At 67.4% G+C, this 12,501-nt stretch carries 16 protein-coding genes; 3 read left to right on the plus strand and 13 right to left on the minus strand.

Features of this window, described 5'->3' with window-relative positions; all coding sequences use genetic code 11:
- Positions 1-76 precede the first annotated feature (76 nt).
- Both ftsH and rlmE read right to left on the minus strand, forming a co-directional pair.
- Entirely contained in the window at positions 77-1,975 is a 1,899-nt protein-coding gene (gene ftsH / locus J2X06_RS09300) for an ATP-dependent zinc metalloprotease FtsH (RefSeq protein WP_430539553.1), read from the minus strand.
- A gap of 64 nt (positions 1,976-2,039) precedes the next feature.
- Positions 2,040-2,687, minus strand: a complete 648-nt coding sequence (gene rlmE, locus J2X06_RS09305) for a 23S rRNA (uridine(2552)-2'-O)-methyltransferase RlmE (RefSeq protein WP_310061427.1) — start codon at positions 2,685-2,687, stop codon at positions 2,040-2,042.
- A gap of 82 nt (positions 2,688-2,769) precedes the next feature.
- Between rlmE and yhbY the strand changes: the two genes are divergently transcribed.
- The gene (gene yhbY / locus J2X06_RS09310) at positions 2,770-3,075 is read left to right on the plus strand and encodes a ribosome assembly RNA-binding protein YhbY (protein WP_310061430.1); all 306 of its coding nucleotides are present in this window, start codon (positions 2,770-2,772) and stop codon (positions 3,073-3,075) included.
- A gap of 34 nt (positions 3,076-3,109) precedes the next feature.
- On the plus strand, positions 3,110-3,484 hold the full coding sequence (locus tag J2X06_RS09315) for an Mth938-like domain-containing protein (protein WP_310061432.1): 375 nt from the start codon (positions 3,110-3,112) through the stop codon (positions 3,482-3,484).
- Between the two features lie 33 nt (positions 3,485-3,517).
- On the opposite strand, the gene J2X06_RS09320 is transcribed toward J2X06_RS09315, so the two are convergent.
- The 5 genes from J2X06_RS09320 to surE are packed head-to-tail and all read right to left on the minus strand — an operon-like array spanning position 3,518 to position 7,373.
- The gene (locus J2X06_RS09320) at positions 3,518-4,393 is read right to left on the minus strand and encodes an endonuclease/exonuclease/phosphatase family protein (RefSeq protein WP_310061434.1); all 876 of its coding nucleotides are present in this window, start codon (positions 4,391-4,393) and stop codon (positions 3,518-3,520) included.
- Positions 4,394-4,449: 56 nt separating this feature from the next.
- Positions 4,450-5,253: a peptidoglycan DD-metalloendopeptidase family protein gene (locus J2X06_RS09325; protein ID WP_310061437.1), complete on the minus strand. Its 804-nt coding sequence runs from the start codon at positions 5,251-5,253 to the stop codon at positions 4,450-4,452.
- Positions 5,254-5,261: 8 nt separating this feature from the next.
- On the minus strand, positions 5,262-5,879 hold the full coding sequence (locus J2X06_RS09330; RefSeq protein ID WP_310061441.1) for a YqaA family protein: 618 nt from the start codon (positions 5,877-5,879) through the stop codon (positions 5,262-5,264).
- Between the two features lie 25 nt (positions 5,880-5,904).
- The gene (locus J2X06_RS09335; RefSeq protein ID WP_310061442.1) at positions 5,905-6,588 is read right to left on the minus strand and encodes a protein-L-isoaspartate(D-aspartate) O-methyltransferase; all 684 of its coding nucleotides are present in this window, start codon (positions 6,586-6,588) and stop codon (positions 5,905-5,907) included.
- Complete coding sequence (gene surE, locus J2X06_RS09340) at positions 6,585-7,373, minus strand: 5'/3'-nucleotidase SurE (RefSeq protein WP_310061444.1); 789 nt, start codon at positions 7,371-7,373, stop codon at positions 6,585-6,587. Before surE ends, J2X06_RS09335 begins: the two co-directional genes overlap by 4 nt.
- A gap of 113 nt (positions 7,374-7,486) precedes the next feature.
- Between surE and J2X06_RS09345 the strand changes: the two genes are divergently transcribed.
- Complete coding sequence (locus tag J2X06_RS09345) at positions 7,487-8,050, plus strand: Smr/MutS family protein (protein ID WP_310061446.1); 564 nt, start codon at positions 7,487-7,489, stop codon at positions 8,048-8,050.
- A gap of 48 nt (positions 8,051-8,098) precedes the next feature.
- Here J2X06_RS09345 and J2X06_RS09350 read toward each other — a convergent pair whose 3' ends face one another.
- From J2X06_RS09350 to eno, 6 genes are all read right to left on the minus strand, one after another.
- On the minus strand, positions 8,099-8,338 hold the full coding sequence (locus J2X06_RS09350; RefSeq protein WP_310061449.1) for a hypothetical protein: 240 nt from the start codon (positions 8,336-8,338) through the stop codon (positions 8,099-8,101).
- Positions 8,339-8,492: 154 nt separating this feature from the next.
- Positions 8,493-9,581 (minus strand): tRNA pseudouridine(13) synthase TruD, encoded by a 1,089-nt coding sequence (truD, locus tag J2X06_RS09355; protein WP_430539554.1) that lies wholly within the window; start codon positions 9,579-9,581, stop codon positions 8,493-8,495.
- Positions 9,560-10,039, minus strand: a complete 480-nt coding sequence (ispF, locus tag J2X06_RS09360) for a 2-C-methyl-D-erythritol 2,4-cyclodiphosphate synthase (protein ID WP_310061454.1) — start codon at positions 10,037-10,039, stop codon at positions 9,560-9,562. The genes truD and ispF overlap by 22 nt, the downstream gene beginning before the upstream one ends.
- 28 nt (positions 10,040-10,067) lie before the next feature.
- Entirely contained in the window at positions 10,068-10,772 is a 705-nt protein-coding gene (ispD, locus tag J2X06_RS09365) for a 2-C-methyl-D-erythritol 4-phosphate cytidylyltransferase (protein WP_310061458.1), read from the minus strand.
- The gene (gene ftsB, locus J2X06_RS09370; protein ID WP_430539555.1) at positions 10,769-11,125 is read right to left on the minus strand and encodes a cell division protein FtsB; all 357 of its coding nucleotides are present in this window, start codon (positions 11,123-11,125) and stop codon (positions 10,769-10,771) included. Before ftsB ends, ispD begins: the two co-directional genes overlap by 4 nt.
- Positions 11,126-11,134: 9 nt before the next feature.
- A complete protein-coding gene (gene eno, locus J2X06_RS09375) occupies positions 11,135-12,421 on the minus strand; it encodes a phosphopyruvate hydratase (protein ID WP_310061461.1) in 1,287 nt (428 codons plus the stop codon).
- Positions 12,422-12,501 lie beyond the last annotated feature (80 nt).

Consider the following 12,501-nt stretch of genomic DNA (forward strand, 5'->3'; position numbering starts at 1 on the left):
AGCAGGCGCTCCGGCACCAGGACCCGCCCAACAAAAAGGCCGGGGATTTCCCCGGCCTTTTCGACGTACGTTCGGATCAGGTCTGCGCCGCAGGCCCGCCGATCGCGCCCGGACGCTCGCCGTCGTCCTTGGCCGGCTTGTTCGACTTGGACCAGTCGGCCGGCGGACCCGGCGTACGGCCGGCCATGATGTCGTCGATCTGATGGGCGTCGATGGTCTCGTAAAGCAGCAGCGCCTCGGCCATCGCGTGCAGCTTGTCGAGGTTGTCCTTGAGGATCTGCGTGGTGCGTCCGTAGGCCTTGTCGAGGATGCCGCGCACGACTTCGTCGATGCGGCGCGCTGTTTCGTTGGACACGTTCTTGTGCTGCGTGATCGAACGGCCCAGGAACACCTCGTCTTCCTCCTCGCCGTAGGCGATCGGGCCGAGTTCGTCCGACAGACCCCACTTGGTGACCATGTTGCGCGCCATCTTGGTCGCGCGCTCGATGTCGTTGGAGGCGCCGGTGGTGACCTTGTCGGTGCCGAAGATCAGCTCCTCGGCGACGCGGCCGCCATACAGCGAGCACAGCTGCGACTCGATCGCGGTCCGGTTGTAGCTGTACTTGTCGCCCTCGGGCAGGTACATGGTCACGCCCAGCGCGCGGCCGCGCGGGATGATCGTGACCTTGTAGACCGGATCGTGCTCGGGAACCATGCGGCCGACGATGGCGTGACCGGCCTCGTGGTAGGCGGTGAGCTTCTTCTCGTCTTCGCTCATCGCCATCGAGCGGCGCTCGGCGCCCATCAGGATCTTGTCGCGCGCCTTGTCGAAGTGGTCCATGCGGACTTCCTTCGCGTTCTCGCGCGCGGCGAACAGCGCCGCCTCGTTGCACAGGTTGGCGAGGTCCGCACCAGAGAAGCCCGGAGTGCCGCGAGCGATCGTCATCGGCTCGACGTTGTCGGCCAGCGGCAGCTTGCGCATGTGCACGCGCAGGATCTGCTCACGGCCCTTCACGTCCGGCAGGCCGACCACGACCTGGCGGTCAAAGCGGCCCGGACGCAGCAGCGCCGGGTCGAGCACGTCGGGACGGTTGGTCGCGGCGATCACGATCACGCCCTCGCCACCTTCGAAGCCGTCCATCTCGACCAGCAGCTGATTCAGCGTCTGCTCGCGCTCGTCGTGACCGCCGCCCAGGCCGGCACCGCGATGGCGGCCGACCGCGTCGATCTCGTCGATGAAGATGATGCACGGCGCGTGCTTCTTGCCCTGGTCGAACATGTCGCGCACGCGGCTGGCGCCGACGCCGACGAACATTTCGACGAAGTCAGAACCGGAAATGCTGAAGAACGGCACCTTGGCCTCGCCGGCGATGGCGCGGGCCAGCAGGGTCTTGCCGGTGCCCGGCGGGCCGACCATCAGCACGCCTCGCGGAATCTTGCCGCCCAGCTTCTGGAAGCGGCCCGGATCGCGCAGGAACTCGACCAGCTCGCCGACCTCTTCCTTGGCCTCGTCGCAGCCGGCGACGTCGGCCAGGGTGACCTTGACCTGGTCCTCGCCCTGCAGCTTGGCGCGCGAGCGGCCAAAGCTCATCGCGCCCTTGCTGCCACCCTGCTGCATCTGGCGCATGAAATAGATCCAGATGCCGACAAACAACAGCCACGGCAGCACGTTGATCAGGATGTACAGCAGTGATGGGCCGCTCTGCGGCGGCGCCTGCTCGATGGCGACCTTGTGGGTGATCAGGTCGTTGACCAGATCCTTGTCGCCCGGGCTGTAGGTGGTGAACTTGCTGCCGTCCTTGCGTTCGCCAGTGATCGTGGAGTGATCCTCGCCGATCTTGACCTCTTTGATCCGATCGGTCTGAACCTGTTGCACGAACTGGTCGTAGGCCAGCGTCTCGCTGCCGGCAGCGCGCGGGCCGAACGCCTGGAACACCACCATCAGCACGACGGCGACGATCACCCAGAGCAGCAGATTCTTGGCCAAGTCGTTCATCTATTCCTACCTGTCGCCTGTCGGCGTTGTTACCGCGGGGGCGGCGCAATGCGCCGGTGGCACCTTACTTCATTACCGCACGCTTGCCCTGTGCCAGGGCATACACCTCGGGCGAACGCTTGCGCGAGGCCTCCGGCTTGCGGATCACGACCTTGTCGTAGCGCCGGCGCAGCTCCTTCACGTACTCGTCGAAACCCACGCCCTGGAACAGCTTGATCAGGAACGCGCCACCGGTACGCAGGTGCTGGTCGGCAAAATGCATCGCCAGCTCGGACAGGTACATCGCCCGCGGCATGTCGACGGCATCCACACCGCTCTTATTGGGGGCCATATCCGACAGGACAAGGTCCACCGTTTTGCCGCCCAGGCTGTCCACCAGCTGCGATAGCACCGCATCCTCCCTGAAATCCCCATGAAGGAATTCGACGCCGGCCAGGGAGGGCATCTCCAGGATGTCCAGGGCGATCACGCGGCCCGGACGGGCCGGATCGAGCCGGTCCAGTTCCTGGCGGATCCATTGGGACCAGCCGCCCGGGGCGGCGCCCAGGTCGACCACGACCATGCCCGGCTTGAGCAGACGGTCGCGCGCGACCACTTCCTCGAGCTTGTAGGCGGCACGTGAACGCAGCCCTTCCGCCTGGGCCTTCTTCACGAAGGGGTCGGAAAAGTGCTCTTTGAGCCAGCGCTGGCTGGATTTGCTGCGGGTCGCCATGGGCGCGGACGTCGGTCGGCGATCGGTAGGGGGCGGTCATGATACCCTGCACGACCTCCCCGCTCCCGCTTCGCGTGCCCCGATGCCGACCCTCCTGACCGCCGCCCAGACCCGTTTCCTGCGCGGCCAGGCCCATGATCTGAAGGCCATGTTGCAGGTCGGCGGCAAGGGCATCACCGAGTCGCTGGTGGCCGAGATCGACCTGGCGCTGGAGCACCACGAACTGATCAAAGTCAAGGTGGGCGCCGAGGATCGCGACGCCCGCGACGCGATGATCGACGACCTCGCCGAACGCACCGGTGCCGCCCTCGTGCAGCGGATCGGCCATACCGCGATCCTGTACCGTCCCAGCAAGGAAAGGCGCCAGATCGTGCTGCCGCGGGCCTGAGCGCGCACGGCTCCAACCTCAGCCGAACCGAAACATGCAGCTGAACCTGGAACGTCCTGACCACGAATTTTTCCTGCGCGGTGCCGATGGCGCCTCGGCGCTGGTCAACGACCGCCACCTGCAGGCCAGCTTCGTACTCGCGCCCGATCGGCTGATCGAGGGCTGGCGCGCGCACGAGGCGAAGGCGCTGGCGCCGGAGGACATGGAGCCGCTGCTGGCGTTGGAGCCGGAAGTGATCCTGCTCGGCACCGGCGCCACCCAGGTGTTTCCGCCTGCTGCCACGCTGGCGGCCTGCCTGAGCCGGAACGTCGGTGTCGAAGTGATGACCAATGCTGCCGCCGCCCGCACGTTCAACGTGCTCGCCGGCGAAGGGCGGCGCGTGGTCGCTGGTTTCCTGCTGAACGCGTAGGTCGGTCCCAGGCCCAGCGATGTGGGCGATTGTCTATCGATTGACTCCGGGAGATGGCGAGCCTGCCCTACCCGTTTGGTTCGTAGCCTCGAAACGCAGTCGCACCCAGACCCCGAAGTGGTCCGACGCCCAGATCGGCCCAGGAGCGGGCTCGTCCAATATCCGGCGCGCCTGCACGACACGGAATGCACTTGTCTGTGCAAAGACATGATCGATGCGCCGCGCTTGCGGGTGATAGTGCGGATTCAGGGTGACGCTCGCAGGTCCGTCGCTGTTCTCGACCCCGTTCGCGGCCACATAGGCGTCGTGATAGCGCGCACGCAGGCTGACAAGTTCATCGCTGTCCGCCGTGGTGTTGAAGTCGCCGCCGATCACGACCGGCGCATCGCCGTGGGTGGCCTCGATCAGCGACAACAGGTCGCTCACCTGCTTGGCACGAACCGCACCGCTGGTGTCGGTGAAGTTCAAGTGCGCTACGTAGACAGTGACCGCTCGTCCATGCGACTCGAACCGTACCCAGCCGGCCACGCGGTAGTCATCCAGAGGTTGAAGCAGACGTCCGCCGCGCGCCAACGGCGCTTGCCGGGTAAGGATCGCGTTGCCGTAACGGCGCACCCGGTCGGGCGGATCGGCCGAGACGAAATACCATTGATAGCCCAACTGTGCGGCAAGGCTCCCGGCCTGGTTGGGCAGGCCTGCGTCCTGCAGGACTTCCTGCAGCAGGATGACGTCAGGCTGCAACCGGCGTAGTTCTTCGACGATCAGCGCCTGCCGCCGCGGCCAGTCGGAGCGGTCGTGCCAAAGGTTGAGAGTGACCGCGTCCAGCGTCTGCTCTGAACCGACCGGCGTTGTCGGAGCGGGAGCGCTACGGCACGACGCGAGCAGTACGACCAGCAGAAGGCCGAACAACGCACGAACCTGACGCGGCGCGCACCGCGAAGGTTCGCGCGCACCCTCGCCCCGGATCATCGCCTGGGCAGGTACAGCAGCGGATCGACCGGCTTGCCGTTGTAGCGCACCTCGAAGTGCAGCATGTCGCGCGCGGCGCCGCTGCGTCCCATCTCGGCGATCTGCTCGCCCGCCTTGACCAGCTGACCTTCGTTCACCAGTCGGCTGCGGTTGTGGCCATAGGCCGACAACCACTGCTCGCTGTGCTTGATGATGACCAGTTCGCCATAACCCACCAGACCCGAGCCGGAATACACGACGACGCCATCGGCCGCCGCGCGCACCGCCGCACCGCCGTTACCGGCGATGTCGACACCCTGCTTGGTGGGATCGCCCGCGACGTAGCGGCCGATCAGATCGCCGTCCGCCGGCCAACGCCAGTTGAAGCCGCTGCTGGACGGAATCGAGGGTGCCACGGGCGCCACTGGTGTCGCCGGTTTCGGCTTGCCCGACGTCGGGGTCCGTGGCGGTGTCGCGGATTTGGACGTCACGGTTGTACCGGCCGTGCTCGTCGAAGGACGCGAACCGGTCGCCGGATACAGCTTCAGGCGCTGTCCCGGCTGGATCGTGTAGGGCTCGGCAATGCCGTTCCAGGCGGCGAGATCGCGCACGGCGATGCCATTGCTGGAGGCGATGCGGTACAGGGTGTCGCCGCGCCTGACCACGGCCGTGGCGCCGTACTTGGGCTTGGAAGGCTGGACCACCGAAGCGGTGCCCGATTCGCGGATGACCCGACTGGAACAACCACCGATAGCGGCAATCGCCAGCACGACGATGGCGATGCGTGCCTCAGTGGATATCCCCTTGCTACGTTCAGTCATGCGTTTCCTTACCCGGCGAACTTCGCCTTCCATACCACCCACGCAACCAGTGCCGCGAGCAGCACCAAGGCCGCCCAGCCGATCGGCTCGATGTAGCGTCGCAACACCGCTTCGGCACGCGGCCCGAACATGCGTATCGCCAGGGCGATGACGAACACGCGCTTGCCGCGGCCAATCAGCATGCTCAGCACGTATTGAAGCATCGGCACGCCGACGATTCCCGACGCCCAGGTGAACACCTTCATCGGGATCGGCGCGAAGCCGCCCACCACCAGCAGCAGGAACACCGCCCACGGCGACTCCGCCATCTTCGCCTGCACGGTCGCGATGCCGGCCTCGATGCCGCCGAGCATGCCCATCGCCGCGAACAGCGGCTTGACCGCTTCGAACGCGTAGTGGCCGAGCGCATAACCCACCAGCGCTCCGACCATCGAACCGGACAGGCTCAACGTTGCGAACCAGAACCCGCGCTTGGGTTGGGCCACGCACATCGGCGCCAGCATCACCTCCGGCATGACCGGGAAGATGATCGCCTCGACGAAACTGAGGCCAACCAGGTAGGCAGGGGCGTGGCGGTGGCGGGCCCAGATCAGGGCGCGCTCGTAAAGCGGTCCAAAAATCTTCAATGCATTCCCCTGTGCCCAACTGCTTTCAATCGATCATCCCTGACAGCAGCGGCACGAACACCACCGGCGCCAGCGACTGTTGCGTGATCACGCCATCGGCGTCCTTGCGCAGCTTCAGCAGCGACTGCGACGACGGCCCGCCTACCGGCGCGACCAACGTGCCGCCGGGGGCGAGCTGTTCGGTCAACGCCTCCACCAGCGCCGGCGCGGCGGCGGTGACGATGATGGCGTCGAACGGGCCGTTCTCGGGCCAGCCGATGCGTCCGTCGTCGTGCTTGCTGCGGATGTTCATGCCCAACTGGCGGAAACGCTTGCGCGCGGTGCGCAGCAACTCGCCGATGCGCTCCACCGTGTGCACTTCCAGGCCCAGCGCGGCGAGGATCGCGGCCTGGTAACCGGAACCGGTACCGACCTCCAGCACCTTGACCGGCAGCTTCTCGTTTTCGAGCAGTGCCTCGGTCATTTTCGCCACCACCCACGGCTGCGAGATGGTCTGGCCGTGCCCGATCGGCAACGCGGTGTCCTCGTAGGCGCGCGTGGCCAGCGCCTCGTCGACGAACAGGTGGCGCGGCACCGTGCGAATGGCGTTGAGCACGCGCTCGTCGCGGATGCCGTTCTCGCGCAAGCGGTCGACCAGGCGGTCGCGCACCCGTTGCGAGGTCATGCCGGTGCCGATCGCATCGGCCTGCAGGCGCATGCGCAGGGTCATGCCGGCGCGTCCGACGTGCGCAGCGAAGCGGCGAGTCCGCCGACCCAGCCGGCAACCTGTTCCAGCGCCTGGTAACGGGTCAGGTCGACCTGGATCGGCGTGATCGAGATATGGCCGGTGCGAACGGAATGGAAATCGGTGCCCGGTCCAGCGTCCTGTTCGGGACCGGCCGCGCCGATCCACCACCACTGCCGGCCGCGCGGATCCTGCTGCGGGATGCAGGCTTCGGCGCGGTGGCGGTTGCCCAGGCGCGAAACCTCGAAACCGCGGACCTCCTCCCACGGCAGGTCGGGCACGTTGACGTTGAGGATGGTGTCGGCCGGCAGCGGATCGGTCGCCAGGCGCGCGATGATCTCGACTGCGGCCCGCGCGGCGGTTTCGTAATGGCGGCCGATGTGGTCGACGGTCTGCAACGACATCGCCACCGCCGGCAGGCCCAGGAAACGGCCTTCCATCGCCGCGGCGACCGTGCCCGAATAGATCACGTCGTCGCCGAGGTTGGCGGTGTTGTTGATGCCGGAGACGACGATGTCGGGCTCGACCTCGAGCATGCCGGTGATCGCCACGTGCACGCAGTCGGTCGGGGTGCCATAGACGCGCCAGGTCGAGGCGTCCAATTGCTGCACGCGCACGGGAGCGTCGAGCGTCAGCGAGTTGCTGGCGCCGGAGCGATCGCGGTCCGGAGCGACGACCAGCACTTCATGGCCGGCGGCGCGCAGGCCCTCGGCGAGGATGCGGATGCCGGGGGCATCGACGCCGTCATCGTTGCTGACCAGGACTCGCATGAACTCCCTTGAACATTCCGGCGGCGAGGGATCCGCCGCGATGTCCCAATGATAGCCGATGAGGATTGCCGGCCATGGCTTGCGATGTCGCCGCCAGCCCCTAAGCTTGACGCATGGCCGAAGATCGCGACGACGACGATGCCGAACTGTTCCGCGCCGCGATCGGACCGGTGCGGCGCATCCGCGAGACGGCGCCTCCGCCGACGGCGCCGCGGCCCAGGCCGCGCGCCCGGATGACCGAGCGCGACGAGGCGCACGCACGCGACGAATTCAGGCACGCGCTCAGCTCGTCAGCGGAACCCCTGGAGGCGGGCGATGCCCTCTCCTATCGCCGCGAGGAGTTGTCGCCGCGTGTGCTGCAGCGCCTGAAACGGGGCGAGATCGCGGTCCAGGAGGAACTGGACCTGCACGGGTCGGATGCGCGCGAGGCCGAGCAGTTGCTACGCGCTTTCCTGCGCGACGCCGCCCAGCACGGCGTGGGCTGCGTGCGGATCATTCACGGCAAGGGATTGCACGGCCACGCTTCTATCGCCAGCGGCGGCATGCCGGTGCTGAAGAACCTGGTGGATCGCCTGCTGCGGCATCGCGCAGACGTATTGGCCTTCCACTCCGCGCCTTCCACCCAGGGCGGCACGGGAGCGGTATTGGTACTGCTCGCGCCCCGTCGACCCCGCTGATCCGGGGCACAGGAACCCCGGCGGCAGCCGCAGGGCGCCGAGCAGCGATTACTTCTCGCCGGTTTCCTTGGCCACCTGTTCAGCCGACTTGCGCGGCGTGTTCACCCATACCACGTCGATCCCGCGACGCTGGGCCACGCGCTGGACATAGGCCATATAGGCTTCGTCGTTATCCATGATCGACGGATCTTTGGGTTGGGTGTAGGCGGTCTTGACCTCGGTGCCGGCGCAGGCAGCCAAGCCGAGGACGGACAGCGACAGGACAGCCATGCGTAACGATGCGTTCATGACGACATCTCCATGACAACCTCGCCCGTGCCAGTGCAGCGGGCGACGCCAGGCACGCAACGAATATGCCAGTGCGCAATTGTGGCTTATACGCCGACGCCTGAAGCCTGCCAGTGACTAAAGTTATATCCCGACAGACGGCGTTGTTCGCCGGTCAGCCGTCGCGGCCGAGGCTGGTTATGTCGCCCAGTTCGGCCAGCACCACCGTCGCGTAGGTTCCGGCCGGCAGCGAGAACCCTACCTCCAGCGAACCTTCCTCGAGCCAGCGCCACTGCAGGCCTTCCGGCCGCAGGCGCAGGGCACGGCGCTCCTGCTTCAGGCCTTCGGCCTCCAGGCCGGCACGCAGCGCGGCGGCATCGCTGCCATCGAGCGCGGCGACTTCGAGCGCCTCGCACTCGCCGGTGCTGCGCAGCGTTCCCCTGCCCCACAACGGGCCGGTCGGATGGATGTCGAACGCGCCGAGCCGCTGCGCCAGTTCGTCGCTCCAGGGCTCCGGACCGAACACGCTGCGGCTGCCGTCGAGCATCCACACCTCGCCCTCGAGCGGCTCATCCCAACACTGCGACTTCACGCGCGCCGCCAGGACGCGGTTGAAAAGCTCCGATCGCGCCGCCGACAGCAGCAGCGTGCGCTGCTCGCGACGCACGCGGCGTCCGGCGAACATCGCCAGCGCCTGGGCGACGTTGTCGCCGCCACGGCCGAAACGCTGCTCGCCGAAGTAGTTCGGCAGGCCGCGCGCCGCGATGGCCTGCAGGCGTGCCTCGATCGCGGCCGGCTCGCCCTGCACTTCGCGCAACACCAGCACGAAGCGATTGCCTGCCAGCGCGCCGCGCGGCAGTTTCTTGGCATGCCATTGCGCGTCGATCACGCGCAGCGCCTCACCCGGACCGTCGAGCTGCAGCGTCGCCGTATCCGGCGAAACACGCTTTGGCAGGTGCACGCTGAAGCGCTGTCGGGTGACGGCGTGCCGGTCCTTGAGTCCGGCATAGCCGATCGCGACATCACCCACGCCCGCCCACTGCGCGATGCGCTGCGCGGCGAACGCGGTGTTCATGCCGCGCTTCTCGATGGTCAGCAGCAGGTGCTCGCCGCTGCCGGTGGGCTCGAAGCCGGCCATTTCCTCGACGAAGAAATCCTCCGGCTGCGTGCGGATCTGAGCGCGCAGCACCGCGGCGCCAAGCGCACGCGGCAAACCCGGTTCGGCTGCGTGTCCGGTCGCGTTCAAGCGCGCACCAGCAGGCATACGGCCATCGCCCCAATGCCTTCACCACGCCCGGTGAAACCGAGTTTCTCGCTGGTGGTGGCCTTGACGCTGACCTCCTCGACACTCACCGCGAGGTCCTGCGCCAGCAGTTCTCGCATCGCCTGCGCATGCGGGCCGACCTTGGGACGCTCGCAGATCACGGTGATGTCAGCGTTGCCCATGCGCCAGCCACGCTCGCTGGCCAAGGCCAGGCAGTGGCGCAGGAAGGCGCGGCTGTCGGCGTCCTTCCAGCGCGCATCGGAGGGCGGGAAATGCTGGCCGATATCGCCCAGCGCCAGAGCGCCGAGCATCGCATCGCACAACGCGTGGATCACGACATCGCCATCGGAATGGGCGACGACGCCGCGGTCGTGCGGCACGCGCACGCCGCCCAGCACGACGTGGTCACCTTCGCCGAATGCGTGGACATCGAAGCCCTGGCCGATGCGGATGTTCATGGTGTTGCGATTTCCTGTGTTGGCGCCGTCACCGCGGATCACGCAGCGAAAGAAGGTATTCGGCCAGGGCCAGATCGGCCGCCGTGGTGACCTTGAGGTTGTCCTCGCGGCCCTCCACCAGCGCCGGCCGGGCACCGGTGCGCTCCATCGCCATCGCCTCGTCGGTGACCACGACGCCATCGATGCGCGCCTGTTCCAGCGCTGCGATCAGTGCGCCGCGGCGAAACGCCTGTGGAGTGAAGGCGCGCCAGAGGCCTTCGCGCGATTCGGTCGCCGCGATACGGTCGCCTTCGCCGGCACGCTTGAGGGTATCGCGCACCGGAGCGGCCAGGATCGCGCCGTGTTCGGCCGCTTCGGCGACGGCGATCAGGCGTTCGAGATCGGTGTCGCGAAGATTGGGACGTGCGGCGTCGTGCACCAGCACCAGCGTGTTGTCGTCGACCTGCGCCGGCAGGGCGCGCAATGCCGCCAGTACCGAATCGGCGCGCTCGCCGCCGCCCACGCAACGCATGACCGGCTTGCCGTTCCACTGCTTCCAGCCCGGCCAGCGCGCGTCGTCGGGCGAGAGCGCCACCATGGCTCCGGCGACGCGCGGGTGCGCCAGCAGCGCCTGCAACGCGTGCGCGATCAGCGGCCGGCCGGCAACTTCAAGGTATTGCTTGGGAACATCGCCACCGAATCGCGTTCCGCGACCGGCGGCAGGGATGACGGCCCAGAGTTCCGTGCCGCTCACGGCGCGTTGTCGCTGGCGTCGCCGGCCGGGGCGTCGCCTTCGGCCTTGTCCTCGCCTTCGGTCGCTGCGCCTTCCGGCTCGACCACGCGATAGAACGTCTCGCCCGGCTTGATCATGCCCAGCTCGCTGCGGGCGCGCTCCTCGACTGCGGCTTCACCCGACTTGAGGTCTTCGACTTCGGCCGCGAGGGCGTCGTTCCGCTGCTGCAGACCCTCGTTCTCGCGGGTTTGCTTGAGCACCTGCTGGTCCAGCGCGGCCACCGCATGGCGGCCGCTCTGTCCGAACCAGAGGCGGTACTGCAGCAGCGCCAGCAGCGCCGCCAGTACCACCAGCAGGAGTCGGGTCCAGCGCATCGTGCCGGATCAGCGCTTGAGCGAGACGAAGGCGTTGCGGCCGGCGTACTTCGCCGCTGCGCCGAGCTGCTCCTCGATGCGCAGCAGCTGGTTGTACTTGGCCACGCGGTCGCTGCGGCACAGCGAGCCGGTCTTGATCTGCGTTGCCGTGGTCGCGACCGCGATATCGGCAATGGTGGTGTCCTCGGTCTCGCCGGAGCGGTGCGAGACGATCGCCGCGTACTTGGCCGCATCGGCCATCGCGATGGCTTCCAGCGTCTCGGTCAGCGTGCCGATCTGGTTGACCTTGATCAGGATCGCGTTGGCCACGCCCTGCTCGATGCCTTCCTTGAAGATCTTCGGGTTGGTCACGAACAGGTCGTCGCCGACCAGCTGCACCTTGTTGCCGATCTTGTCGGTCAGCAGTTTCCAGCCGGCCCAGTCGTGCTCGGCCATGCCGTCCTCGATGGTGACGATCGGATACTGCGCGGCCCAGCCGGCGAGGAAATCGACGAACTGCTCGCTGGTCAGGCGCTTGCCTTCACCGGTGAGGTTGTACTTGCCGTTCTCGAAGAACTCGCTCGACGCCACGTCCAGACCGAGCAGGATGTCGTCGCCGGCCGTGTAGCCGGCCCGGCCGATGGCTTCGAGAATCGTCTCCAGCGCTTCTTCGTTGCTGCGCAGGTCCGGCGCGAAACCGCCTTCGTCGCCCACGGCCGTCGACAGGCCGCGGCCCTTGAGCACCGACTTCAGCGCGTGGAACACCTCGGTGCCGGCGCGCAGCGCTTCGGCAAAGTTGTCCACGCCCACCGGCAGGATCATGAATTCCTGCAGGTCGACGTTGTTATCGGCATGCGCGCCACCGTTGATGATGTTCATCATCGGCACCGGCAGCACGGCCTGGCGGCCATGCGCCAGGTGCTGCCACAGCGGCATCTTCTTTGAGGCGGCCACGGCGTGGGCGTTGGCCATCGACACGCCCAGCAGCGCGTTGGCGCCCAGGCGGCCCTTGTTCTCGGTGCCGTCCAGGTCGATCAGGCGCTTATCCAGGCCGGCTTGGTCGTCGGCGTCGAAGCCGGCCAGCGCCGAGGCGATCGCGCCGTTGACGTTCTCCACCGCCTTTCGCACGCCCTTGCCCAGGTAGCGGGTCTTGTCGCCGTCGCGCAGTTCCACGGCTTCCTTGGTGCCGGTGGACGCGCCGGACGGCACCGCGGCACGGCCGAAGCTGCCGTCGCTCAGGGTGACTTCGGCCTCGAGGGTCGGGTTGCCGCGGCTGTCGAGGATTTCGCGGGCGTGGACTTTGGCAATCGTGGTCATTGGTAATGGATCAAAGGGTCAAGGGAAAGGGTTGCGTCACCAGCCCGGACGATAGCCGAGTTGGCGCCGTGGCGCGCGCC

This window comes from Lysobacter niastensis (assembly GCF_031457115.1).
In the GTDB taxonomy this organism is placed as follows: domain Bacteria; phylum Pseudomonadota; class Gammaproteobacteria; order Xanthomonadales; family Xanthomonadaceae; genus Lysobacter_J; species Lysobacter_J niastensis_A.

Coding starts and splice junctions, on each gene's coding strand:
- ftsH (WP_430539553.1), bottom strand. CDS start 1,975: ATGAACGACTTGGCCAAGAATCTGCTGCTCTGGGTGATCGTCGCCGTC.
- rlmE (WP_310061427.1), bottom strand. CDS start 2,687: ATGGCGACCCGCAGCAAATCCAGCCAGCGCTGGCTCAAAGAGCACTTT.
- yhbY (WP_310061430.1), top strand. CDS start 2,770: ATGCCGACCCTCCTGACCGCCGCCCAGACCCGTTTCCTGCGCGGCCAG.
- J2X06_RS09315 (WP_310061432.1), top strand. CDS start 3,110: ATGCAGCTGAACCTGGAACGTCCTGACCACGAATTTTTCCTGCGCGGT.
- J2X06_RS09325 (WP_310061437.1), bottom strand. CDS start 5,253: ATGACTGAACGTAGCAAGGGGATATCCACTGAGGCACGCATCGCCATC.
- J2X06_RS09335 (WP_310061442.1), bottom strand. CDS start 6,588: ATGACCCTGCGCATGCGCCTGCAGGCCGATGCGATCGGCACCGGCATG.
- surE (WP_310061444.1), bottom strand. CDS start 7,373: ATGCGAGTCCTGGTCAGCAACGATGACGGCGTCGATGCCCCCGGCATC.
- J2X06_RS09345 (WP_310061446.1), top strand. CDS start 7,487: ATGGCCGAAGATCGCGACGACGACGATGCCGAACTGTTCCGCGCCGCG.
- J2X06_RS09350 (WP_310061449.1), bottom strand. CDS start 8,338: ATGAACGCATCGTTACGCATGGCTGTCCTGTCGCTGTCCGTCCTCGGC.
- truD (WP_430539554.1), bottom strand. CDS start 9,581: ATGCCTGCTGGTGCGCGCTTGAACGCGACCGGACACGCAGCCGAACCG.
- ispF (WP_310061454.1), bottom strand. CDS start 10,039: ATGAACATCCGCATCGGCCAGGGCTTCGATGTCCACGCATTCGGCGAA.
- ftsB (WP_430539555.1), bottom strand. CDS start 11,125: ATGCGCTGGACCCGACTCCTGCTGGTGGTACTGGCGGCGCTGCTGGCG.
- eno (WP_310061461.1), bottom strand. CDS start 12,421: ATGACCACGATTGCCAAAGTCCACGCCCGCGAAATCCTCGACAGCCGC.